At 52.8% G+C, this 22,503-nt stretch carries 24 protein-coding genes and 1 riboswitch; of the genes, 5 read left to right on the top strand and 19 right to left on the bottom strand.

What is annotated here, in order from left to right:
* Positions 1 to 62: 62 nt before the first annotated feature.
* From serA to AC4ED1_RS08740, 7 genes are all read right to left on the bottom strand, one after another.
* On the bottom strand, positions 63 to 1,649 hold the full coding sequence (gene serA, locus AC4ED1_RS08770) for a phosphoglycerate dehydrogenase (RefSeq protein ID WP_490937686.1): 1,587 nt from the start codon (positions 1,647 to 1,649) through the stop codon (positions 63 to 65).
* Between the two features lie 66 nt (positions 1,650 to 1,715).
* Positions 1,716 to 1,796: riboswitch (ZMP/ZTP riboswitch) on the bottom strand.
* Between the two features lie 132 nt (positions 1,797 to 1,928).
* Positions 1,929 to 2,495, bottom strand: a complete 567-nt coding sequence (locus AC4ED1_RS08765; protein WP_490937684.1) for a class I SAM-dependent methyltransferase — start codon at positions 2,493 to 2,495, stop codon at positions 1,929 to 1,931.
* A 129-nt stretch (positions 2,496 to 2,624) separates the two neighbouring features.
* Positions 2,625 to 2,801 carry a hypothetical protein gene (locus AC4ED1_RS08760; RefSeq protein ID WP_490937682.1) on the bottom strand — a complete coding sequence of 59 codons (177 nt, stop codon included), beginning with the start codon at positions 2,799 to 2,801 and terminating at the stop codon, positions 2,625 to 2,627.
* A 199-nt stretch (positions 2,802 to 3,000) separates the two neighbouring features.
* Complete coding sequence (gene greA, locus AC4ED1_RS08755; RefSeq protein WP_490937680.1) at positions 3,001 to 3,474, bottom strand: transcription elongation factor GreA; 474 nt, start codon at positions 3,472 to 3,474, stop codon at positions 3,001 to 3,003.
* 67 nt (positions 3,475 to 3,541) lie between these two features.
* Entirely contained in the window at positions 3,542 to 4,528 is a 987-nt protein-coding gene (locus tag AC4ED1_RS08750) for a hypothetical protein (RefSeq protein ID WP_490937678.1), read from the bottom strand.
* A gap of 90 nt (positions 4,529 to 4,618) precedes the next feature.
* Entirely contained in the window at positions 4,619 to 5,560 is a 942-nt protein-coding gene (locus AC4ED1_RS08745; protein WP_490937676.1) for an AAA family ATPase, read from the bottom strand.
* 185 nt (positions 5,561 to 5,745) lie between these two features.
* The gene (locus tag AC4ED1_RS08740) at positions 5,746 to 6,528 is read right to left on the bottom strand and encodes an SDR family oxidoreductase (protein ID WP_490937674.1); all 783 of its coding nucleotides are present in this window, start codon (positions 6,526 to 6,528) and stop codon (positions 5,746 to 5,748) included.
* Between the two features lie 167 nt (positions 6,529 to 6,695).
* Between AC4ED1_RS08740 and AC4ED1_RS08735 the strand changes: the two genes are divergently transcribed.
* Positions 6,696 to 7,046, top strand: coding sequence for a c-type cytochrome (locus AC4ED1_RS08735; RefSeq protein WP_490937672.1), 351 nt, complete (start codon positions 6,696 to 6,698; stop codon positions 7,044 to 7,046).
* Between the two features lie 131 nt (positions 7,047 to 7,177).
* Positions 7,178 to 8,200: a 1-aminocyclopropane-1-carboxylate deaminase/D-cysteine desulfhydrase gene (locus tag AC4ED1_RS08730; protein WP_490937670.1), complete on the top strand. Its 1,023-nt coding sequence runs from the start codon at positions 7,178 to 7,180 to the stop codon at positions 8,198 to 8,200.
* Positions 8,201 to 8,248: 48 nt separating this feature from the next.
* On the opposite strand, the gene AC4ED1_RS08725 is transcribed toward AC4ED1_RS08730, so the two are convergent.
* Both AC4ED1_RS08725 and AC4ED1_RS08720 read right to left on the bottom strand, forming a co-directional pair.
* On the bottom strand, positions 8,249 to 8,929 hold the full coding sequence (locus AC4ED1_RS08725) for a sporulation protein (RefSeq protein WP_490937668.1): 681 nt from the start codon (positions 8,927 to 8,929) through the stop codon (positions 8,249 to 8,251).
* Between the two features lie 92 nt (positions 8,930 to 9,021).
* On the bottom strand, positions 9,022 to 9,162 hold the full coding sequence (locus AC4ED1_RS08720) for a hypothetical protein (protein ID WP_490937666.1): 141 nt from the start codon (positions 9,160 to 9,162) through the stop codon (positions 9,022 to 9,024).
* Positions 9,163 to 9,267: 105 nt separating this feature from the next.
* Here AC4ED1_RS08720 and uptA point away from each other — a divergent pair, with 105 nt between their 5' ends.
* Both uptA and AC4ED1_RS08710 read left to right on the top strand, forming a co-directional pair.
* Entirely contained in the window at positions 9,268 to 9,867 is a 600-nt protein-coding gene (gene uptA / locus AC4ED1_RS08715) for an undecaprenyl phosphate transporter UptA (protein WP_490937664.1), read from the top strand.
* A 203-nt stretch (positions 9,868 to 10,070) separates the two neighbouring features.
* The gene (locus tag AC4ED1_RS08710) at positions 10,071 to 10,718 is read left to right on the top strand and encodes a polysaccharide deacetylase family protein (protein WP_490937662.1); all 648 of its coding nucleotides are present in this window, start codon (positions 10,071 to 10,073) and stop codon (positions 10,716 to 10,718) included.
* Between the two features lie 38 nt (positions 10,719 to 10,756).
* Here AC4ED1_RS08710 and AC4ED1_RS08705 read toward each other — a convergent pair whose 3' ends face one another.
* Both AC4ED1_RS08705 and AC4ED1_RS08700 read right to left on the bottom strand, forming a co-directional pair.
* Entirely contained in the window at positions 10,757 to 10,987 is a 231-nt protein-coding gene (locus tag AC4ED1_RS08705; protein ID WP_490937660.1) for a hypothetical protein, read from the bottom strand.
* 168 nt (positions 10,988 to 11,155) lie between these two features.
* Positions 11,156 to 12,265 (bottom strand): pyridoxal-phosphate-dependent aminotransferase family protein, encoded by a 1,110-nt coding sequence (locus AC4ED1_RS08700; RefSeq protein ID WP_490937658.1) that lies wholly within the window; start codon positions 12,263 to 12,265, stop codon positions 11,156 to 11,158.
* Positions 12,266 to 12,543: 278 nt separating this feature from the next.
* Between AC4ED1_RS08700 and AC4ED1_RS08695 the strand changes: the two genes are divergently transcribed.
* On the top strand, positions 12,544 to 12,987 hold the full coding sequence (locus AC4ED1_RS08695; RefSeq protein WP_490937656.1) for an OsmC family protein: 444 nt from the start codon (positions 12,544 to 12,546) through the stop codon (positions 12,985 to 12,987).
* A gap of 176 nt (positions 12,988 to 13,163) precedes the next feature.
* On the opposite strand, the gene spo0A is transcribed toward AC4ED1_RS08695, so the two are convergent.
* From spo0A to AC4ED1_RS08655, 8 genes are all read right to left on the bottom strand, one after another.
* Positions 13,164 to 13,931, bottom strand: coding sequence for a sporulation transcription factor Spo0A (spo0A, locus tag AC4ED1_RS08690; RefSeq protein ID WP_490937654.1), 768 nt, complete (start codon positions 13,929 to 13,931; stop codon positions 13,164 to 13,166).
* Between the two features lie 238 nt (positions 13,932 to 14,169).
* Positions 14,170 to 15,489 (bottom strand): SpoIVB peptidase, encoded by a 1,320-nt coding sequence (gene spoIVB / locus AC4ED1_RS08685; RefSeq protein ID WP_490937652.1) that lies wholly within the window; start codon positions 15,487 to 15,489, stop codon positions 14,170 to 14,172.
* Between the two features lie 197 nt (positions 15,490 to 15,686).
* Positions 15,687 to 17,420 (bottom strand): DNA repair protein RecN, encoded by a 1,734-nt coding sequence (gene recN, locus AC4ED1_RS08680; protein ID WP_490937651.1) that lies wholly within the window; start codon positions 17,418 to 17,420, stop codon positions 15,687 to 15,689.
* Positions 17,421 to 17,547: 127 nt separating this feature from the next.
* Complete coding sequence (ahrC, locus tag AC4ED1_RS08675; protein WP_490937649.1) at positions 17,548 to 17,994, bottom strand: transcriptional regulator AhrC/ArgR; 447 nt, start codon at positions 17,992 to 17,994, stop codon at positions 17,548 to 17,550.
* Between the two features lie 27 nt (positions 17,995 to 18,021).
* Positions 18,022 to 18,876 (bottom strand): NAD(+)/NADH kinase, encoded by an 855-nt coding sequence (locus AC4ED1_RS08670; RefSeq protein WP_490937647.1) that lies wholly within the window; start codon positions 18,874 to 18,876, stop codon positions 18,022 to 18,024.
* 68 nt (positions 18,877 to 18,944) lie between these two features.
* Positions 18,945 to 19,793, bottom strand: coding sequence for a TlyA family RNA methyltransferase (locus tag AC4ED1_RS08665; RefSeq protein ID WP_490937711.1), 849 nt, complete (start codon positions 19,791 to 19,793; stop codon positions 18,945 to 18,947).
* Between the two features lie 145 nt (positions 19,794 to 19,938).
* Entirely contained in the window at positions 19,939 to 21,825 is a 1,887-nt protein-coding gene (dxs, locus tag AC4ED1_RS08660) for a 1-deoxy-D-xylulose-5-phosphate synthase (protein ID WP_490937646.1), read from the bottom strand.
* Positions 21,794 to 22,423, bottom strand: a complete 630-nt coding sequence (locus tag AC4ED1_RS08655; RefSeq protein WP_490937644.1) for a hypothetical protein — start codon at positions 22,421 to 22,423, stop codon at positions 21,794 to 21,796. Before AC4ED1_RS08655 ends, dxs begins: the two co-directional genes overlap by 32 nt.
* Positions 22,424 to 22,503: the final 80 nt, after the last annotated feature.

The raw sequence follows: 22,503 nt of genomic DNA, 5'->3' as shown, positions 1-22,503 counted from the left end.
CCGGGTGCGGGCGAATGCCCGGCAAACACGCGAAAAAGGCGCCTTTCGCAGGCGCCAAACGATTACAGTTCAACGTGAAACACTTCAAGAATGTTGGGGATCTCCGCGATTTCCCGAATGACTTCCGGAGTTGCTGGGTTGTCGATGCCAAGCACCATCACCGCTTTTCCGCCGACTTCCTTGCGTCCGACCTGCATGGTCGCAATGTTGATACCGGCATCGCCCAAAATCATGCCGATCCGTCCGATCATTCCCGGTTGGTCGAGATGGGAGGTGACAATCATGCGGCCTTCCGGCGACGCGTCAATTGCGTAGCCGTCCAAACGGATAATGCGCGGACCGAACCCGTTGTTGAGCGTTCCCGCCACGCGACGGGTCTGGTGGGGCGTTGTCAGTTCCAGTTCGATCAGGTTTGTGAAGACGCTATGCTTGCCGGTTTTGGACTCCACGACTTGAATGCCAGCCTGTTCCGCCACGAGCGGCGCATTGACGAAGTTGACTTCCTCCCCGTGATGATACGACAGAATCCCTTTCAAAATCGTCCGGGAAACCGGTGCCACTTCCAAATTGCTGATGTCGCCGCTGTATGTGATTGCGATTTTGGTGACCGGGTTGTCCACCAGTTGCGCGGCAAGTTTTCCGAGTTTTTCGCCTAGGGCGAGGTACGGTTCGACCTGCTTCAACTTGTCGGCAGGCAGGGACGGCAAGTTCACCGCGTTCTTGAACGGTTCGTCACGCAAAACTTTCAGCACTTCTGCCGCCACGTCAATCGCGACGTTAATCTGGGCCTCTTCGGTGGAGGCTCCAAGGTGAGGCGTCAGCACCACATTTGGAAAATCTTTCAGCGGATGATCTTTGGCGATCGGCTCCACTTCATACACGTCCAATGCGGCACCGGCCACTTTTCCCGATTTTAACGCTTCAATCAATGCTTCTTCCTTGATGATGCCGCCGCGGGCGCAGTTGAGGATCCGGACTCCGTCTTTCATTATCCCGAATTCGCGCTCCGCGATCAGGTATTTGGTTTCTTTGATCAACGGCGTGTGGACGGTGATAAAGTCAGCCTGCGTCACAATTTCGTCGACGGTCGATTGTTTGACATTCAAAGCGTCGGCACGCTGTGGCGACAGGAAGGGATCGTAGGCGAGCACCGTCATGCCAAAAGCTTGCGCACGCTTTGCAACTTCTGCTCCAATTCGCCCCAACCCGATAATGCCGAGTACCTTGTTGTTCAACTCCACGCCGACAAACGTCTTCCGGTCCCACTCCCCCCGCAGAATCGACGCGTGGGCTTGCGGGATCTTGCGTGCCATCGCCATCATCATCGCGAATGTGTGTTCAGCGGTCGAGATGGTGTTTCCGTCGGGAGCGTTGATCACCACGATTCCCCGCTGCGTAGCCGCCGGAACGTCAATGTTGTCCACCCCGACGCCGGCACGGCCAATGACCCGCAGACGGCCCGCATGTTCCAGCACCTTCGCATTCACCTTGGTTTGCGAACGGACCAGCAGCGCGTCATACTCGGCAATGATGCTGCAGAGTTCTTCTTCGCTCAAACCGGGTTTGATATCAACCTGGATATCGTCGGCTTCCAGCAGTTTCCCAAGTCCTTGTTCCGAAATCGGATCACTCACCAATACGCGTATCATGCTCTACCCCTCCTGATTCTCCCAGCAACACTTGCAAAAAAACCGTCTGAACCCCCTTTGCTTGTGAAAAGGGGCCCAGGCGGTCGGCCATTCTCGTCGGTTGCACTCCCTCGTGGTAACCCACTTCCGCCAGTTATGCAACCTGCTCTGCTGGTCATGTGCTCGCATATGTTTTTTCTGAAGAAAATTGTAGTAATCCTGAACCACTCTGTCAATCCTATTTTTAGAAGATTTTTTAGAAGATTTTTTAGAAGATATATGATTTTTGCCGGCCCGCAATTATTTTTTCCTCGCAAACAAATGGATCGTATCTTCGCTTGTCACTTCGTCGAAAATCGCAAACCCGCACTGGTCAAAAATCGCATGCAGTTCGGTTGGGGAATAAAACGCATAGTACAAACCGTCGATAAACCCGTCTTCCCCTTCCGTCAAAAACGAGGCGTACAACACGCCGGAATCGTTCAGCACCCGCCGTACCTGGGACAGTGCGACCGGAAGATCTTGTTTCATTAAATGCAACAACGACATGTTGGCCCAAATTCCGTCAAACATTTCATCCGGATACGGCAGGTTGCGGAAATCCCCTTTTTGAAACGGCACGTCATCCACCGTTTGTTTGGCAACGGCGAGCATTTCTTCCGAAATGTCCAACCCCTCCACATGAACCCCGTAGCGTTTGAGCGTCAGGGTATCCTGCCCCGCACCGCTGCCGAGATCCAAAATCCGGTCACCCAACAGCATCGTGGTAAACCGGACCACAAGCCCCGGGGTCAGTTCCGTATGTCTCCATTCGTGGGAACGAGCCAGTTCGTCGTACCGTTGTTTCGTGCGCTTGATATAATCCATCGATACCGCCCCAACTTCATTATTCCTAGGTTATTGTATTCGATATCGAAGCTTCCAATCCCTCCCGGGAAACAGAAAAACCCAAGCCTCACAGCCTGAGCGGTATCATATGTTCACAAGCAAACGCTTTCACCGGGCGCCCAAAAAGGACAGATACACCCACCAGCGGTACTCGTCTTCCGTTCCGTGGCTTTCCAACTCTCTGTAATACTCCACAAATTCCTTGCTTGTCATCCCGTACCGTTGTTCACAGGTCTCCACAAATGAACGCATGGCTTGCAAGCGCTGTTCGATATATTGTGTCATACCTGACCCTCCTTCGGATAAAGTATAACACATTGACAGAAATGCGTCATCCTTTTTGCCCCATTATTTAACCTGCAAACGCGGCACGACAAGTCATTTGGGCAACAAGCTTCGCTCCCATCGATCCGCGGTTGCCAGAGCCGCCAGAAACAGCGCAATGATCAGCGACTTGCCGCTGCTATCCCCAGATTTGTCCCGCTCATTCCACATTTAGTATTTCAAACGTCATTTCGCCGCTCGGTGCAGGCACCGTGACAATATCGCCTTGCCGCTTGCCAAGCAGGCTTTTGCCGATCGGAGATTCGTTCGAAATCCGGCCTTCCAGCGGATCCGATTCCGCCGGACCGACGATGGTGTACACTTCTTTTTCACCGTTGGGCATTTCGCGAATCGTCACGGTGGAACCGATGGTGACAACCCCTTTTACCTTGTCCTCGTCCCGGATCAATACGGCGTTACGAAGCTGATTTTCCAGCATCAGTATGCGGGATTCCACCATCCCTTGCTCATCCTTTGCCGCTTCGTATTCGCTGTTTTCGCTGAGATCGCCGTAGGAACGGGCGATTTTCAGGCGTTCCTTGACCTCGGAGCGTTTGGTGGTCTTGAGGTATTCCAGCTCCTCCTCCAGTTTGCGAAGTCCTTCCTGTGTGACATAGAATTTGTTGTCATTCACTGCTCATGTACCCCCTCTCGCTATGACCCCCATATTGTACCAACAATTTTTGTCAACGCAAAGGGGGTTATTTTAAAGGGTCACGGTATTCCTGTTTGGTGATCACAAACGACTGCCCGTTCCACATTTCGTGGATTTCCCAAAATGGCATGGTTGCGCTGGTGCGGGTCGGAATCGCGTCTTTGCGATGAGTTATCAACGCCCAGCCCTTTGCAGTCTTCTGAACACGATCATAGGTGGCTTGCGAGTGCCATACGGGAACCACCCCCATCTCCGTGACGGTAAACATCGTACCATACTGGTACCGTCCCACGCAGTTGCACGTCTCAACGATCAGGAACTCCGGTCTTTTGTCCGAAACAATATTCTCGTATATGCTGCCGTTTGGCATCCACTCGAGGTACACCTGACCTGCAGTATCCGATATGGTGCGCAGTTTCGTTAACTTCCATGTGCGGGTTCCGTTTGCACTCGTTTCCCGCGCCGCTTCATACAGATTGCCGTAACCGACCGGCTTCCCGTCGACGAGCGTTTTCATCGCGACAATCCAGCGATGGGGCTGCAGAACGCCGATAAATCCGATTTTTGTTTTGTCCCCTTCAAGTCTTGCGGCTTCTTTTTGCAGTTTTTCCACCGAATCGGAAGGCAAAGTCACGATAATTTGGCCATCCTCCATTCGGTAAGGGACGGTCAGCAGATCGAACAGTTGGCGGCTTGGCAAGAGCAAGCCCTCCCTCTCTTCGACCGGCGCCTTTTTCAAAATCAGCCATCGGCCGTCCAGCATCGCCGCCACCCGTCCCGGTTGAACTTCCAACTGGTGGCCGCCGTAGCGTATGATCCGCTCCGTCCCTCTGTGTTCCACCGATATCGGCAACACTCCTTGCAGCGCATACACATCGGTCGTGATATCCCCTCCCGCGTCACGGGGAGCGAAAGGAAGCTGTACCGGGATGCCGTTCACCGTCAGAGTGGTATGCTTCGTTTCTGCCTGCGCCATGCAGGGATCCAGGAAAGCGAGTATGAGCAAGATGAAAGCGAAAACACGGGATCTCATGCACAATTTCCTCCTTTTCTTTTCTAGGATGAAAAGAAGGAGAGAAATTTATGAATCGGACTTCCCAATCATGCCGAATGCCGACGACGGTTAGAGATCTTCTTCTTGCAGGACGTTCAATTCTTCCGGACGAAACCCGCTCGCCTTGGCAAGCCGCGCGTTTTGTTTGCGAATGCTCTTTTCGATGCGGTTCCTGACAAACCTGGCGTTTGCAAAATTGTGTTTTTGCTTTTCGCGAAAACACAAGTTCAAAAGCGCTTTCTCGTACGATGGGGACACTTCATAATCATATTCTCCGGCGATATATTTTGTGATCTCCTGCAACTCCGTCATCGTGTAATCGGGAAAATGAAGCTGGTACGGTATCCGCGAAGCCAGTCCCGGATTGCTGCCGAGAAACTTTAGCATCGGATCCCGGTATCCCGCAAAGATGACGATGATTTCATCGCGATGGTCTTCCATGTATTTTAGCAGCGTTTCCACCGCTTCCATCCCGAAATCGTTGGGATTGTCCCGGACCAGTGTGTAGGCTTCGTCAATAAACAAAATCCCGCCTTTCGCTTCCTGCAGCACGGACATCGTGTCCTTCGCCGTATGGCCGACATAATTCCCCACAAGGTTGACCCGGCTCACCTCAAGGAATTTTTCCTCTTTGAGGATTCCGATCCGGTGAAACAGCTTGACAAGCAGTCGCGCCACCGTGGTCTTGCCGGTTCCCGGGTTGCCGAGAAAGGCCATGTGCATGGTCATTGCCGGAGTTTTAAACCCCTGCTTTTTGCGGAACTGCTGAACGGCCGCATAATGCGCCAACTCGTGAATCGTCGTCTTGACCGGCGTCAGCCCGACCAATTTGTCCAGCTCCCAGAGCGCTTCTTCGTAGTCGCGCTCCGGAAGGGTGATCCATTCCGATGGAAACGCACCGGTTTCTTGCGGCATCTTCACGGGAGTGTGGAAACGGAAGGGCGGGGGTTCGAAAGCGGTTTTTTTGCCCGGGTTCTTGGCATACGTGAAGGTAAGCGTATTCTGATTCATGGAGTCACCCCTCGTGATCCTCCGCCGGAATTACAAAAGTTCCCAAACATCACCGTGCACTTCGGCGGGGCCCCAAAGATTCCAAACAGACGGATCGCGCGTGCCGTATGCGTATGCCGCACATGACCGCCGGTATCCGCTTGTTACTTACTGTATGAGAATTTCGGGGCAAGAAGTACGCCAGTTTAATATCCCTTCACCAATCCGCCATCGACCACATAGATCTGACCGGTGATGTAGCTCGCTTCGTCAGACGCCAAGAACAACGCCACATTGGCAAATTCGTTGACTGTTCCGTAGCGGCCGAGCGGAATCTGCTTCGTCCAGTTCTCCTTGGCCTGTTCGGCGGAAATGCCCATTTTTTCGGCTGCGATTTGATCCAATTCCCGCACCCGGTCCGTATCGATCCGGCCGGGCGCCAGATTGTTGACCAAAATCCCGTACGGGGCCAATTCCTGCGACAAAGTCTTGGTCAAACCGTTGACCGCAGCCCGGATCGCGTTGGACAGGATCAAATTGGGGATTGGCTGTTTGACGCCCGCCGACGTAATATTGATGATTCTGCCGCTTCTCTTGTTCATCATCAGCGGAACGAGTCCCCTCGTAACGCGGACCACGCTCATCAGGTTCAGTTCGAACGCTTTTTGCCATGCGTCGTCGTCAAAGTCGAGGAACGTGCCCGCCGGCGGTCCGCCTGCGTTGTTTACCAGAATGTCGACCGTGCCGTATACGGTTTGCACAGTATCCAGCAGTTTGTCAACATCGGCTTTTTGTGAGACGTCAACAGCAAGCGCGGTGACATCCGCGCCCGTCGCCTTGCGGATCTCCTCCGCGGTCGCTTGAATATTGGCTTCCTTGCGGCTTGCGATCAGCAGCTTGGCGCCTTCCTGTGCGAAACGAAGCGCAATTCCTTTGCCCAATCCTTTGCTGGCGGCCGTGATGACCGCGACTTTGCCCTGCAGTTTCAAGTTCAATCCTCTCCTTAATTTTGTCACAAAATGTTCCATTTTCCGATTTCTATGATTATTGTACACTAAAACGAGGCGCGGGAAAAAGCTGTTAGTCCAAAGCCAGTTTCACTCTTTTCCGATTTGTGATAGGATAAGAGAAGCAGAAAGGGAGGTTGAAACCAGACATGAAAACGCTGAAAGGTCTTCTCGTTGCTGCGGTGCCTGCCACACTGGGTATCCTCTTCGGGATCGGAGTCATTCTGTACGGTCTTAATCACAATTCCCAGGAAGCCGCCGCCAAACCCGGCGAAGCAAAGGAAGCTGCCGGCGGGGACATTCAAGGGTTTGTCAAAAACAACTGCGCTGCCTGCCACGGTGCGGATCTGAAAGGCGGAGTAGGTCCGAAACTGGTCGGAACCGCGCTCAGCGAGGAGCAGATCATCGACGTTCTGAAGAATGGACGAAACGCTATGCCGAAAGGGCTCGCCCCCGGCAAGGAAGCGGAAATCGCCAAATATCTGAAAACCCTCAAGTAATAACATAAGACCTGAGGCAACCACACCCCTGTCCCTTCGAGGCACAGGGTTTTTTCACAATTCGCCTCCATGAAACGATTCGCATCTATTATGAAACGTAAAGGGCAATTGAATCTTCGGGAGGGATCTTTATGCCGCATCCGCCATTCCCCAATCGTCTTTCTTTGGCTGTGACGCCCACTCCCTTGCAGAAACTTGCGAGGTTTTCCGAAACGATCGGCCTGGAAGTGTGGATCAAACGCGACGATATGACGGGATGCATCGCAACCGGCGGCAACAAGATCCGCAAGCTCGAATTCCTGTTGGCTGACGCTGTCGAAAAAGGGGCTGACTGCGTTGTCACAACCGGGGGGCCTCAATCGAATCATGCGCGTGCGACAGCGGCGCTGGCGGTACGGTTGGGGTTGGAGCCGGTTCTGGTGTTTGCGGGCAAAGATCCGGGTACCCGCAAAGGAAATCTGCTGATGGATGAGCTGCTTGGCGCCCGACTGGTTTTCAGCGGTTGCTATACGCCGCGGGAGCAGGCTGCGGCCCTCGACAAAACCTTTGAAGAACTACAGCAACAAGGACGCAACCCGTATTTGATCCCCGTTGGCGGTTCCAACGGCTTGGGAACGCTGGGTTACGTCGATGCGTATGGGGAATACGTCCGGCAAGCCAAGACCCAAGGTCTGATGTTTGACTGGATTTTTGTGACAACCGGGTCCGGCGGCACCCACGCAGGTCTGCTGTTAGGGCAAAAACTGCATGCCACCGGCGGCAGCCCACAGGAGAAAATCGTCGGAATCAGTGCATGGCTCCACGAAACCGACAGCACCGAACGGGTTGCGGCCTGTCTCGCGGCTGCGCAGAAGCTGGTGGCCCCGGCGCTCCCGGCGGATCTCATGATTGGTACCGAGACTTGCGGTTCCGTCCGGATCGACGACCGCTATCTCGGGAAAGGTTACGCGATACCGACGCCGGAATGCTTGCTGGCAATTGAGTTGCTGGCGAAAACGGAAGGAGTCTTCCTTGACCCTGTGTATACCGGCAAGACGATGGCCGGTCTGCTCGATTACGCAAAAAACCGAGTCCTGCAGCCGTCGGACCGGGTGCTTTTCTGGCACACCGGTGGAACTCCGGGAATCTTCGCAAGGGAATGGAACAAAAATTAAAGGGGAAGACCTGGATACGAGGCCTTCCCTTTGCTTCCGATCCGCAAGTTACTCCAACCGTAACGCTTTCCTGAGAGAAGCTGCAAGATCCTGGTCTTTTGCAATGACAAAGCTTGCCGGTTCCCGCCGGTCGACATGAAATTGAATCTGCACGGTGTCGTGATTCGGCTGAAACTGTACGCTCAGTTCCCGAATTCCGGTGTTTCCCCCTTTACTCGCGACAAAATCAAACTCCTGATGCTTTCCGTCCCAGAAACGGGAATCCAGTTTTTCCTGAAACCCCAAATCGGTAATCGCCTTGATCAAACGCGTCTGGTCCTCGTTCGGCTGAACGATGATCGCCTGCATCCCCGCATACTCTTCCCCACAAGGCGTCGATTCGTAAGCGGACGCAAGCCGCGGTTTCAAATAATACCGGATCGCATGGGTGGATACAGGGAGCCATTTCGGCAAACGATACGTGAAAGGAAACTCCGCGATTTGGGTATCTTCCGAAATCACGAGCGGGTCCGTTTGAAATTCGTCTATTTTTTGTTCAATAACCTCATCATCCAGTTGGGCTCGCAGTACAAAATCAACCTCAATGGTATTGTCAGTGCGCTCCATGCTCTCCCGCCAAAACAAAAAACTGCCTGTAAGCGCTCCTCCGGCGGGAATCTGATTCCGGTCGAGCTTAAGAATGACTTCAGGCCGTTCACACCCAAGCTCAGCCATAGAATTGTTCAGCACCCCGATTCCTCCATTCAGTTATTCACCCTTATTTACAGTATACACCAAAATGCTTTTTTAGGCACGGCGGAAAATCGGGGACGCTTGCCTCTCTACGCCCGGACGATCAGGCACACCCCGTTTGCCAAACGCGCGACACCCACTCTTAACGCCACTGCCACTTCACGCAAAATCGTCTGCCGCCTTCCTTCGCTGTTCAGGCATTTTGCACAATGCGGCAGAACCGCGACCATAATTAGTATCTGCAGCCGGGAACCAGTAAAACGGCAATTGCCTCTTGCCAATTATTGCAAGGGTTGATAATATTATGATTTAGGTCATAGGAAAGAAGGAGAGCCATGAAAGAATTTGTTTATGCTGTTTTGACGACGCTTACGGACCTCGGCTATCTCGGAATCGCGATCGGGCTGATGGTCGAAGTGGTCCCCAGCGAAATCGTTTTGGCTTACGGCGGATATCTGGTCTCGCTTGGAAAAATCGGTTTTGCTGGAGCCGTTATCGCCGGTACCGTCGGCGGAGTGCTCGCCCAACTGTTTCTGTACTGGATGGGCTATTATGGCGGACGACCTTTTTTGGAAAAGTACGGGAAATATATCTTGATCCATAAAAAACATCTCGACATTGCGGAAAATTGGTTCAACAAATACGGCACGGGCGTCATCTTCACAGCCCGTTTCATCCCCGTCGTCCGGCATGCGATTTCGATACCGGCGGGAATCGCAAAAATGTCGTTTTTGAAATTTGTGACATACACGACGCTGGCCATCATTCCGTGGTCCATCTTCTTTCTTTATTTGGGGCATCAGCTCGGCAGCAACTGGAAACAGATCAATGAAATCGCAAAACCCTATGTGCAGCCTGCGGTCGCTGCAGCCATCCTCTTGACGGCAGCCTATATTCTCTATGGTTTCTACAAAAAAAGAAACGCAGATAACTGATGACCAGACCGGTCTTTGCAAAACTTGCCTGTTCGGAGGCAAGTTTTTTTCTGCCAAATTTTGCAGCTTGCTCGAAATGCGAGGTAAACTTTAAAGTGGATTTATCGATCAAGGTCAAAAAGAGAGGGGAATCGCCGTGACGGGAATCACCGTAAAACACTGGCTGGTTGCGGCTGTGTCGCTGGCAGTGGTGCTCTTTTTTCGTGACGCAAAGGGTTCCGCATGAACAATCGGTTCTCGCCCGGGTGCCGGATAAAACGGTGACCTTGACGTTTGACGACGGTCCGGATCCCCGGTTTACGCCTGAAATTTTAAAACTTCTCGCCAAACGTCATTTAACCGCCACCTTCTTCATTGTCGGCGAGCATGCGCTCCAACATCCCGAGTTGGTTCGTGAAATCGCAAAACAGGGTCATCTTGTGGCAAACCACACATTCACCCATCCGCATCTCGAAGAATTGAACAAGGAGCAAGTATCTGCGGAACTGTCCGGCGCCGACGCAGCGGTAAGAAGCATATTGGGTCCGGCTGCGCCCGTGACCAATTACTTCCGTCCGCCACGCGGTCAAATGAGTTCCGCAATCAGGGACACCGTGGAACAAATGGGCAAGGAAACGGTTCTCTGGAACGTTTGCGTGGAAAACCGGAACACGAATACCCCGGAAGCGGTGAGAGACAGGGTGATGAAACTGATCCGGGAGCGCAACGGGGGGATCTTGTTGGCGCACGACGGAGAACTGGACCGAACGTTGACCGTGCGTTCGCTGCCTTTGATTCTGGACGATTTGCAGCGGGAAGGATATCGCATCGTGCCGCTGAACGTCTATTTGGAAATAAGGAACAACATGTAAAAGCCCGCACACCTCAAACCGGGGCGGGCTTTTTAAAATTATACATATAATTTCATCTCTTTGTGCAACAGGTTGATAAATTTGTCGAGTACTTTGTCCTCTTCTTTGATTTCCTCAACGGTATGCACTTTATCCGCGCACACTTCGTGGTGGATGGTGCCCCATTCTTTATCGACACACAGGCGGATGTCCAGCCCCTCCAGCACCTCTCTTTCCCGGTCGGTCAGCAATTTGGAAGCAAACTGTTCATAATCGACATGGATGAGCATATGACTCCCTCTCCTTTTTCCGTTGACGGGATGTGTCAGGTTTATGCAACCTGCAACTTTGTGATTCTTTTCACATTTTTATTCTAACAAGTTTTGCTCTGCCTCGCCTAGCCCCTTTCCGCCCCTAAATATGACAAAAACATGAAAAAGAGGCTGTTGACAGCCCCGTCACTTGCCGAAAATATCCTGTAAAGCGCTCACAAACAGGCGCACATTGGAGAGCGTACTGGAATGCCCCATCAGTCCGACCCGCCAAATCTGTCCCTTCAGGGGGCCCAAACCGCCTCCCACCTCGATCCCGTAATCTGCCAGCAGGCGATGGCGCAACTCCGTATCGTTTGCCCCTTTCGGCAACCGGAACGATGTCAGTTGAGGCAGGCGGTACCCTCCCGCCGCAAACAGTTCAAATCCCGCTTTCCGCAATTCTTCCTGCAGGAGTCTGCCGTTCCTTTCGTGCCGCGCAAAAGCGTTGTCCAACCCTTCCTGCAGCAAAATGCGAAGCGCTTCATGCAAAGCGAAAATCATGCTGATCGGAGCCGTATGGTGGTAAAACCGTTCTTCACCCCAGTAATTAGCAATCATTCCCAAATCGAGATACCAACTCTGCACCTTGGTTTTCCGGTTCCGGACAACGTTAACGGCCGCCTCGCTCAGCGTTACGGGGGACAAACCGGGAGGTGCGCTCAGGCATTTTTGCGTTCCGCTGTAACACGCATCGATTCCCGTTTCATCCACCTGTACCGGGATTCCGCCAAGCGCGGTCACGGAATCGACAACATACAGCGCATCGAACGCATGGACGATCTCCCCGATCTCCCGCAGAGGCTGGCGGACTCCGGTCGAAGTTTCCGCCTGCACGATCGCCGCCAGTTTCACCTTTTTGACTTTTTCCAGCGCTCCGCGGACTTCATCCGGTTCAACCGGCTGCCCCCAAGGCGCCTTCACCTCGATAACCGTTGCTCCGCAGCGTTCGGCAACATCCTTCATGCGTTCCCCGAATACGCCGTTTACGCAAATCAGCACCGTGTCGCCGGGTTCAATCAGATTGACGAATACGGTCTCCATACCGGCGCTACCCGTACCCGACATCGGAATCGTCAATTCATTCCTGGTGCCAAACACCGTTCGCAACATCTCGCGGGTACTGTTCATGATTTCAAAAAAATAAGGGTCCAGATGTCCGACAAGTGGTGTCGCCATCGCTTTCAGGACATCCGGATGCACGTTGCTGGGCCCCGGTCCCAGCAGGACACGATTCATGGATTGCAACTCTTTCATGGTATGTACCCCTCTCAAGTGAACAAACACCCCTTTTCATTCGCATCGCCTCAGATGAACAGGGGTTGCCAACCATCCGTTTTCTATGATGTACCAAACGCCGAAAATAATCAACTCCAGTCGGGTCACTTCAGAATGATACATAACTCAATTTCCGAGAATGTATTTTGATGCAACACCAAATTCCAAACACCAAATTCCTAGTTGACAAATAGGAATATAGAGTTTAATCTACTCTCATCACCATTCAATATTCAAACTATGAGGAGGTAGTTGGAATGCCAAAATTAACCTTTACTTCAAATGTTGTTTGGTCCGGTGAAAGCGTTCGCTCTGTAGCTCACATAAACGGCAAGCAGATTATTATTGACGAACCCCCTTCCTTAGGCGGCACGGACCAAGGACCAAACCCGGTAGAACTTGTATTGGCCGCTCTCGGCGGATGCCTCAACGTCCTCATTTCCAGTTTCGCGAAAAAGCATGGAGTGGAATTGCTAGGGTCAAAAGTATACGTGGAGGGAGACCTCGATCCCAACGGATTTTTGGAGAAAGATCCCAACGTTCGTCCCGGGTTCCAAGAGATTCGGTATCGGATCGACATTGACTCGTCTTCCCACCCGGAGCGTATCCAAGCTCTGATCGAACATGTCGAACGGGTCTGCCCTGTCAAAGATATACTGCGGGGTGTTCCGACGCTCGCACTGCAATCGCAAAGCAGCTAAATTCGGACGGTCGGTGCGTTTAAACGCAATTCCGTCATTTTTCTGAACCTTACAGGGCTGTTAATTAGCGTTTTTCAGGCTCCATTTCTGAACATAAAAAAGCAGGTATCCCGTATCACTTTGTATAGTGATACGGGATGTTTTTCGCCTTGTCCATAAGATGATTGGATCAGATGTTAGCTAATCTTCGCCTCAATCCGTAATTTGTCAGCCACCATCGCGATAAATTCGCTATTGGTGGGTTTGGCTTTGCCGACATTGACGGTGTAGCCGAAGACGGAACGGATCGCATCGACGTTGCCCCGTCCCCAAGCGACTTCAATTGCATGCCGGATGGCCCGCTCGACGCGGCTCGGAGTGGTGTTGTATTTGTCGGCAATTTTCGGGTACAAAATTTTTGTGATGGAGCCGAGAATCTCCACATCCTTGTACACCATGTTGATCGCTTCCCGCAGATAATGGTACCCCTTGATGTGAGCGGGAACTCCGATCTCATGAATGATGTTGGTGATCGACGCATCGACATTCTTGCCGCGGGTCATTACCGGCACTTGTTTGGAACCGCTGGGGACACGCACCACCTGACGGATGCGGTTGATCAAGATATCCATGTCAAATGGTTTCAAAATGTAGTAGGATGCTCCCAATTCCAACGCACGCTTTGTAATCGTCTCCTGGCCGAACGCCGTAAGCATGATCACTTTCGGCTCCGGCTTCAGATTCAACGTCCGTATGTTCTCCAATACACCGATTCCATCGAGGACAGGCATAATGATGTCCAGGATTACAACATCTGGAGTGTGGTTTTCAATCATATCCAACACTTCATTCCCGTTGTAAGCAATTCCTACGACTTCCATGTCTCGCTGCTCAGAAATAAACTCCCTGAGAAGTTCCGCAAATTCGCGATTGTCATCTGCTACCAATACTTTGATTTGACTCACTCTGGGTCCCCCTTCGACCGTTCTTTCCACAGAAAATATGATTCGACAAAACGATGCCTAATCCTTCCAAACACCCAATAAAATATTCTGACAAATTTCGTCATATATTTTTCGACATCAGCCACCCATTTCGAGTTTTCTTACGTTCTTGCTGGATTTTTATGATCGATCCTGTCGAATATTCTTATAAAATTTAGGACAAAAGACCCAAAAAGAAAAACACCCGTTTCCGAGTGCTTCATGACGCTTCTTTGGCGGGTTTCGTTCGGATACCCGCTTCATTTAGCATCCATTCAATGAAGACGCCGTACCCCTGGGTGGGATCGTTGACAAAAACATGCGTTACGGCTCCGACCAGTTTCCCGTCCTGCAAAATCGGACTTCCACTCATGCCTTGTATGATGCCGCCCGTTTTTTCAATCAGGCGCGGATCCGTGATCTTGATGACCATGCTTTTGGTTGCGGGATATTTTTGGCGCAGCACATTGACGATCTCGATCGAATATTCTTCAACTCTCTGGCCGTCCACAACGGTGAGGATCTTCGCAGGTCCTTCCTGTACCTGTTCCGCCAACGCGATCGGTACCAGTTCGTTGATTTTGCCGTAATCCGGCAATTTTGTCATTCTGCCGTAAACCCCGAAATCCGAGTTTTTGGTGATAGTCCCCAGCACATTGTCCTCGTCGATCATGGTGCCTCGCTTTTCACCCGGTTGGCCGCTCTCGCCCTTGTCAATGGAGGTGACGCTGGAATGGAGCACACGCCCCTCTTTGACCGTGATCGGCTGCCCGGTATCCATGTCAGAAATGACATGGCCCAAGGCTCCAAACACACTGTGTTGGGGCGCGTAAAAAGTCAGGGTTCCGACACCCGCCGCCGAATCGCGAATGTACAAACCGATGCGGTAGGATTCGGTCTCTTTGTCCCATCCCGGAGTGACCCGAAGTTTCATTTGTGTTTTGGAACGCAAGACCGTGATTTCCAGATCGCGTTTTTCTTTTCCCGCTTTGTTGATCAACGCTGCCGCCTGTTCCGTGTTCTGAACCGTTCGTCCGTCAATGGCGGTAATCACGTCGCCGATTTTGATATGGGCGGCTTCCGCGGGAGAAAAGGAGCCGTGTGCGTTCTTCACCAAATTGTAGCCCACAACCATGATGCCGGCTGACTTGATCTTGACACCGATCGACTGGCCGCCGGGGATCACTTTGACATCCGGCACGACACTGACGTGAACCGATTTCAAAGGCAGGATGCCGAACAGTTTGACTTCGACATTCGCATCGCCCTGCGTAACCGAATCGATTTGAATCGGTTGTTTTAAATTGAACGAGGTTCCGGATTCGGATTGCGCCCCTCTTACGGTTGCCACATGAGAATCGGAAGATGTTACGGTTGCACTGACCGGAAGACCCAGTTTCAACAATGCGCTGTGGCCCTCCAATACCCGAATCTGCCGGGGCGTGGTGGCCCATTCGTGCACCGGAGTCGAACTGAACAGCGCAACGGCAAGACTCGCAAGGATAAGTCCGGTAATTTTTTTTGCAATCAACCTGGCCAAATCCGTCACACCTCCCGTCTTCCTTTGGTAAAACGCCAACTTTTTTTAGGTATGTGTATATAAAATTGCCTTTCCGGCAGGCTTTTATGCCGTGCAAACCGGTTTTCTGCAAAAAGAAAAGCCGGGCAGAACCGGCAAACGCAGCCCACGGCCGTTTGCCATCCCCCGGCAAAGTTTTCCTTCCCAATGCTGTTTGGTCAAGAAGCTTTATTTTTTAACGCGCGTGCCTGCAGAAGCATTTCTTCCGCATGTTTGCGGGTGGTATCCGTCAGTTCCGCCCCTGACAGCATACGGGCCAACTCTTCCACCCGTTCTGCATCGTTTAATTCCAAAACCACCGTTTGCGAACGCCCGGACTGCTGTTGTTTGACGATGACATGGTGCCGGTCCGCCATGCAAGCGACTTGCGGAAGATGCGTCACGCAAATCACCTGATGGGTCAAAGCAACCCGCGACATTTTTTCCGCTACCGCTTGTGCCGCTCGCCCGGAGATTCCCGTGTCAATTTCGTCAAAAACCAGCGTTTCCAGTCCATCGTTTGACAAAATCGTTTTGAAAGCGAGCAGCGTGCGGGAAAGTTCGCCGCCCGACGCGATTTTGGCCAACGGCCGCAAAGGCTCACCGGGATTCGGTGAAAACAGAAACTCAACCCGGTCGATTCCGGTCTCGTTGACCCGAACCTTTTGCTCATTCACCCGAATTCCTTTCTCATCCGGTTCCAACTGAAAATCGATCTGAAATTGCGTACGCGGCATCATTAAAGATGCCAATTCCGCCGCAATCAGCTTTGAGAACTTCGCAGCAACGGCCTTACGCTTCCCGGAAAGCTGCACCACAAGTTCCGCCAGCTGTCTTTCCAGTTGTTCCGCTTCTTTTTGCAGGCGCTCCAAATTCTCTTCATGATGTTCCAAATCCTCAAGCTCCCGCGCGATCCGTTCCCCATAAGCGAGGATTTCCGCGACAGATTCGCCGTATTTGCGCCGCAAGCGGTTCAAAACGGCCAATTTGTCTTCCAACGCTTGCAGTTTGTCGGGATTGAATTCGATCGAATCGCGGTAGGAACGCAATTCGTGCGCCGCCTCTTCCAACTGGTAGACGGAAGATTTGACCAGTTCCACAACGGACTGCAAGCCGGAATCGTAACGCAGCAGATATTCCAGATCGGTGCCGATTTTGTGGAGGCTTTCAACAATCGAAGACTGTCGGACTCCCCCCTGATACAAGCTGTCGTACGCGTTGGCGGTCGTTGCGGCCAGCTTCTCGGCGTGGGAGAGCTTGCGCCTTTCCTCTTCAAGCTGTTCTTCATCGCCCGGTTTTAACCCGAGAACCTGTATTTCTTCCAGTTGAAAGCGCAGCATGTCCATCCGCTGAACCCTTTCCTGCTCGCCGATTGCCGCCTGTTCCAAAGCTTTCTTCGCAGCGCAGTAACGTTCGTGCGCGGCGGCGGTTCGTTGTCGGAGAAGCTGCAGATCCTCACCGCCAAACAGGTCGAGCATCGCAAGATGTTCTTCCGTACGCAGCAGGGATTGGTGTTCGTGCTGTCCGGCAAGATCGACCAAATTGGCCCCAAGCTGGCGCAGGCTCTGGACGGTTACGATACGGCCATTGACACGGCAAACCGTCTTCCCGGAGGAGCCGACTTCCCGTACAATGACAAGGGTATTGTCTTCCCATTCGATGCCAAGTTCCTGCAACAACCGGGCAAACCGCCCTTCCTGCCGGACAACAAAAAGCGCCTCTACAATCGCTTTGTCGCATCCTTGTCGGACCATCTCCGCAGAAGCTCGTCCACCGAGCACCAATCCCAAGGCATCGATCAGGATTGATTTTCCGGCACCAGTTTCTCCCGTCAACACGTTAAGACCGGTCCCAAGGATTAAACGGACCTCATCAATCAAGGCAAAGTTACGGATGTAAAGTTCCTGTAACATACGATCCCCCTTCTTTGCAGTCCCCTTGCCGGATCGGCTCGTTGTTCGGATTTCTGGAGCCTTTACCACGTTTTGCTGTTACCAGACTATCAAAGAAAACAAATGTTCGCAATCAACGGAATGCACCCTATAGGAATTCCAGGAACCGGTCGACCAATTCCGGCGTCCGCTCCCGATCCCGACAAACGATCAAAATCGTGTCATCCCCGCTGATGGTTCCGAGAATAGCGTCCCAATCGAGAGCGTCGATCAGCGCGGCAACCGCATTCGCATTGCCAGGTAACGTTTTCATGACGATCAAATTTTCCGCCCGGTCAATCGAGACAAAACTGTCCGCCAGGAATCTCCGCAGTTTGGCTTCCGGGTTGTAAGACGGTTCGGCAGGCAGCGAATACTTGTACCGTCCATCCGGAGTGGGGATCTTCACAAGCTGCAGTTCTTTGATGTCTCTCGAGACGGTCGCCTGGGTCACCTGATAGCCGAGAGCCCTCAGACTCTCCACCAATTCCTCCTGCGTCTCAATATCGCGGGTGGAGATCAATTCCCGAATCTTTAACAATCGTTGACCTTTCATGTTCACTTCATCCCTCTCTGCAGCCCGTCAGTCCGGATCATGCAGTTTCTGGCGCAATACGTCAAAGAATCCCCGCTCTTTCCATTTGATCAAAGTGGTGTAATGCGGGGATTTACGGATCAGGATGGTGTCGTTCACCTCGACTTTGTATCCCACCTGACCGTCAATCGTAACACCGATGTCATTGTGGGTTGCCGACACTTCGACTCGTACCGCTTGGTCTTTCTGGACGATAAACGGGCGCGAATTTAACGTATGAGGGCAAATCGGAGTCACGACAATCACGTTGATGTGCGGACTGACAATCGGCCCGCCGCAGGACAACGAGTAAGCCGTTGAGCCTGTCGGGGTTGAAACGATCAAGCCGTCTCCCGAATATTTGTCGACATACATGTCGTCCACATAGACCGCCAGGGTAACCATTCTTCCAAAAGAACCTTTTGCAATGCCGACGTCGTTTAACGCGATATTTCTATGTATGACTTCCCCGTTTCGGAGAATGGAAGCTTCGATCATCATCCGCTTTTCCAAATGATAGTCGCCGCGCAAAACACGGTCCACGGCGCTCGGAAGATCTTCCGGTTCCGCCTCCGACAAAAATCCCAGATGGCCCAAATTAATCCCCAGAATCGGCAGATCATAAACGGCTAACTGCCGGGCGACTCCCAATAGGGTTCCGTCCCCGCCAAGGACAAAAACCAAATCGACCTTACCGGGAAACTGACTCACATCCGCAGCGATGTCGGTGCGGCCGATTTGTCTGGCGACGCCGCTGTCGACCAGAACGGTTGCCGCTTTCGCCTCGAGCAGATCGATCAATTGCCCGGTCACTTGTACGGCACTTGGTTTGCTCCGGTTGACGGCTATCCCGATCCGTTTCATCAACCCCCGTCCCTCCTGCTTCTTGCGTCATTGAAATGTATTCGCGAAACTGCGGGAAATTCCTCCAATCAAGTGGGCGCACTTGACTTAAGCGATTGATGTGCGGCTTGAACGGTGAGATCGATGGTTTCAACGAGCGGCTCCTCTTGCGGCGGATTCCCAGCCCGCTCCGGTTGGTCCCCTGCGGTCAAATGGACCAAAAATTCGATATTTCCATCGCCGCCGGTGATGGGGGAAAAGGTCAAGCCGCGTACCCGGAATCCTTCCGCCATGGCAGACTTGAGCGTCTGCAGCAGGACTTCCCGGTGAGCTTCCGGATCCCTTACGATCCCGTTTTTTCCCACTTTGTCCCGCCCCGCCTCAAATTGCGGCTTGATCAAGGCGATCAGGGTACCGCCCGGCGCCAGCACATTTTTGATCACGGGAAAGAGCAGCCGGACCGATATGAAAGAAACGTCCATCACTGCAGTATCGGGTCGGCCGGCTGTCAGGTCTTCCGGTTTCAACCGGCGAAAATTCGTCCGTTCCATCACGACAACCCTGGGATCCTGGCGCAGTTGCCAGGCGAGTTGTCCGTATCCCACATCAACCGCATAAACGAGTCTCGCGCCGTACTGCAGTGCGCAATCGGTAAACCCGCCGGTCGAAGCGCCGATGTCGATGACCACCTTTCCTGCAAGCGACACGTTAAAAGTATGCAACGCCTTCTCAAGCTTTAGTCCACCCCTTGATACGTAAGGGTGCGGGTCCCCCTTCACCTCAATGCGGGCGGTTGTTTTGATCTTGGTTCCGGCTTTGTCGACACGCTCCCCGTCCACAAACACCAGCCCGGCCATAATCGCCGCTTTCGCTTTTTCCCTTGACGGATAAAACCCTTTCTCCGTCAGCAAAACGTCCAGTCGCTCTTTTTCGCTCATAACCGCTCCTTCAAACAGAAAGTTTTCTCCCGCCACAATGTTGAACCTCGCCACAAAAATAGAGACCAACAAAAAATCCGGAAAAGCTTGCAACAACCGTCCAAAGCCGGGTTGCCAGCCGATTTCCGGTCGATGAATCTTTACGTTACGCACGCTGACGTTTCTTGGGAGCCAGACGTTTCGCCTGCTCCACAATCCGTTCCGCCGTTATTCCCACCGAATCAAGCAGTTGCTTGACAGTCCCGTGTTCGATAAAACGATCCGGCAATCCGATCGGAAACACTTCAACGCCGGAAATCATGTTCGCGGCATAAAATTCGAGGATCGCCGACCCCATACCGCCGGCAACCGCCGCTTCTTCCACGGTAATCAGCCTGTACCCGCGCAGCGCGAGATCCATCAGGAGTTCGCTGTCAAGCGGTTTGACAAACCGCATGTTGACCACCATCGGATACATGCCTTCCTGTTCAAGCAGGTCGGCCGCTTTATTCGCGAGATCCACCATCGGACCGAGCGCCAGAATTGCCACTTGCGAAGAACCTTCCCGCAGGATCTCCGATTTTCCGATCGGGATTTCGCGAAACCGCTCTTCAAGTTTGACTCCCCGGGCTTCGCCGCGCGGGTAACGGACGGCAACCGGTCCATTTTGCCGGACGGCTGTATATAACATATGCTGCAATTCGTTTTCGTCCTTTGGCATCATGATCGTGATGTTGGGAATCGCCCGCAGGAAAGAAAGATCGAAGGCTCCCTGGTGCGTTTCGCCGTCCGCCCCGACAAGGCCCGCCCGATCGATCGCGATCGTCACGGGCAAATTCTGCAAGCAGATGTCATGAATAACCTGGTCGTACGCACGCTGCAGAAACGTCGAATAAATCGCGAGAACCGGCTTCATGCCGCCGCAAGCGAGGCCCGCCGCCAGCGTCGCCGCATGCTGCTCCGCAATTCCGACATCAAAGAACCGGTTCGGAAATTTTTGTGCAAACTCGAGCAATCCCGAACCCGACGGCATCGCAGGCGTTATCGCCAGAATCTTTTCGTCCTGATCGGCAAGTTTGATCATCGTGTTCCCAAATACCGAACTGTACGTGGGAATGTTCTTGACGACCTTCGGTTCCCCCGTTTCGATCTTGATCGGATTCAGGAAATGTCCGCTGTCGTATGAGCTTTCCGCCGCCGCGTAGCCCTTTCCTTTTTTGGTCACCACATGCACCAGTACGGGGCCTTTGGTCTGCTTCGCCTGCTCGAGAATCTCCAACAGGAGATGGATGCTGTGCCCGTCCACCGGCCCCATATACGTAAAGCCGAATTCCTCAAACAGCATACCGGGAACCATCAGATACTTCAAAGAATCTTTGATCCGTTCCAGCCCTTTGGCGACTTTGCTGCCGAGTGAGGGGATTTTGGACAGGATATGCTGGATTTCCGCCTTCGCGTTTTGGTAATGCGAATCGGTGCGAATCTTGGCCAAGTAATTGGACATCGCTCCGACGTTCGGATCGATCGACATCTCGTTGTCGTTCAGCACGACAATCACGTCGGTTCCCATATGGCCGACGTGATTCATCGCCTCAAACGCCATCCCGCCCGTCATGGCACCGTCGCCGATAATGGCGACCACATGGTGGTTTTCTTTTTTCAGATCCCGGGCGACCGCATACCCTACAGCGGCTGAGATCGACGTCGACGAGTGGCCTACGTCAAACATGTCGTGTTCGCTTTCGGCTCTTTTCGGAAATCCCGACATCCCTTTAAATTTGCGCAACGTCGGAAAAAGAGGCCGCCTGCCGGTAAGGATCTTGTGGACGTACGCCTGATGCCCGACATCCCAGATCAGTTTGTCGCGCGGGCTGTCAAACACTTTGTGCAACGCCAGCGTCAGTTCGACAACGCCGAGATTCGCACCGAAATGGCCGCCGGTGACCGATAAACTTTCAATCAAAAACTGCCGGATTTCCTCCGCGAGTTCTTCCAATTCTATCACATTCAGATTTTTGAGATCAGCGGGGCTGTTGACGTTTTCCAACCGCACGCTTACCGCCTCGCTTTCGCGATTTTTTCTTATCGTTTCCAGTAAACAATCGGATATGAAACCTCCGGTCCAGCCAACTGAAGAATTGCCCGACCCGAAAAATGATCCGGTTGGCGTTCCGGATGGCGTACGCTTTGCCCAACGCCTTGCCGCCGACAGTCAGAGCGGCGACAAGGGCCGTCGCCAGGATAATGATCGCCTCGGCACGAAATCCGGTGATATTGCCTGCCGCTATAATCTGGGAGGTAACGGCCGCCGTCGCGGCACCGCTGAGAACGCCCGCAATATCGCCGACCACGTCATTGCAAAAGTTTGAAAACTTCTCCGCATTGCGCACGATCTGAATCGCCTGTTTCGCGCCATAAACGCGTTCAGCCGCCATCGCGTGGTACGGAGTCTCCCGTGCGGCGGCTGCTGCCAGTCCCATTATATCAAAAACGATTCCGACAAAAACAATGCAGGCGACGACCAGCACGCCCACCCACCACGCCACGCGGTCAAGCACAATTGTGGAAGTGTTAAAAATGCCGGATAGAAAAAAAGTGACGCCAAAGATGAACGTCGCCCACCGAAGCGTGTCACTCCACGCGTTTTTCATTGTATATTCATGCACTCCGTTCGCAATACTACAGTATGTACGGGTGGCAACTTTCCGAGTAAACGCTGTGGCTTAGGTCG

The organism is Effusibacillus sp. SKA8 (assembly GCF_058273125.1).
Note: the sequence above shows the minus strand (reverse complement) of the source record. Positions and strands in the feature narration are given on the sequence as shown.

What these genes read in the sequence shown, in the direction of transcription:
- serA (WP_490937686.1), bottom strand. Translation starts at nt 1,649, where the DNA reads ATGATACGCGTATTGGTGAGTGATCCGATTTCGGAACAAGGACTTGGG.
- AC4ED1_RS08765 (WP_490937684.1), bottom strand. Translation starts at nt 2,495, where the DNA reads ATGGATTATATCAAGCGCACGAAACAACGGTACGACGAACTGGCTCGT.
- AC4ED1_RS08760 (WP_490937682.1), bottom strand. Translation starts at nt 2,801, where the DNA reads ATGACACAATATATCGAACAGCGCTTGCAAGCCATGCGTTCATTTGTG.
- AC4ED1_RS08750 (WP_490937678.1), bottom strand. Translation starts at nt 4,528, where the DNA reads ATGAGATCCCGTGTTTTCGCTTTCATCTTGCTCATACTCGCTTTCCTG.
- AC4ED1_RS08745 (WP_490937676.1), bottom strand. Translation starts at nt 5,560, where the DNA reads ATGAATCAGAATACGCTTACCTTCACGTATGCCAAGAACCCGGGCAAA.
- AC4ED1_RS08735 (WP_490937672.1), top strand. Translation starts at nt 6,696, where the DNA reads ATGAAAACGCTGAAAGGTCTTCTCGTTGCTGCGGTGCCTGCCACACTG.
- AC4ED1_RS08730 (WP_490937670.1), top strand. Translation starts at nt 7,178, where the DNA reads ATGCCGCATCCGCCATTCCCCAATCGTCTTTCTTTGGCTGTGACGCCC.
- AC4ED1_RS08720 (WP_490937666.1), bottom strand. Translation starts at nt 9,162, where the DNA reads ATGGTCGCGGTTCTGCCGCATTGTGCAAAATGCCTGAACAGCGAAGGA.
- uptA (WP_490937664.1), top strand. Translation starts at nt 9,268, where the DNA reads ATGAAAGAATTTGTTTATGCTGTTTTGACGACGCTTACGGACCTCGGC.
- AC4ED1_RS08705 (WP_490937660.1), bottom strand. Translation starts at nt 10,987, where the DNA reads ATGCTCATCCATGTCGATTATGAACAGTTTGCTTCCAAATTGCTGACC.
- AC4ED1_RS08700 (WP_490937658.1), bottom strand. Translation starts at nt 12,265, where the DNA reads ATGAAAGAGTTGCAATCCATGAATCGTGTCCTGCTGGGACCGGGGCCC.
- AC4ED1_RS08695 (WP_490937656.1), top strand. Translation starts at nt 12,544, where the DNA reads ATGCCAAAATTAACCTTTACTTCAAATGTTGTTTGGTCCGGTGAAAGC.
- recN (WP_490937651.1), bottom strand. Translation starts at nt 17,420, where the DNA reads ATGTTACAGGAACTTTACATCCGTAACTTTGCCTTGATTGATGAGGTC.
- ahrC (WP_490937649.1), bottom strand. Translation starts at nt 17,994, where the DNA reads ATGAAAGGTCAACGATTGTTAAAGATTCGGGAATTGATCTCCACCCGC.
- AC4ED1_RS08670 (WP_490937647.1), bottom strand. Translation starts at nt 18,876, where the DNA reads ATGAAACGGATCGGGATAGCCGTCAACCGGAGCAAACCAAGTGCCGTA.
- AC4ED1_RS08665 (WP_490937711.1), bottom strand. Translation starts at nt 19,793, where the DNA reads ATGAGCGAAAAAGAGCGACTGGACGTTTTGCTGACGGAGAAAGGGTTT.
- AC4ED1_RS08655 (WP_490937644.1), bottom strand. Translation starts at nt 22,423, where the DNA reads ATGAAAAACGCGTGGAGTGACACGCTTCGGTGGGCGACGTTCATCTTT.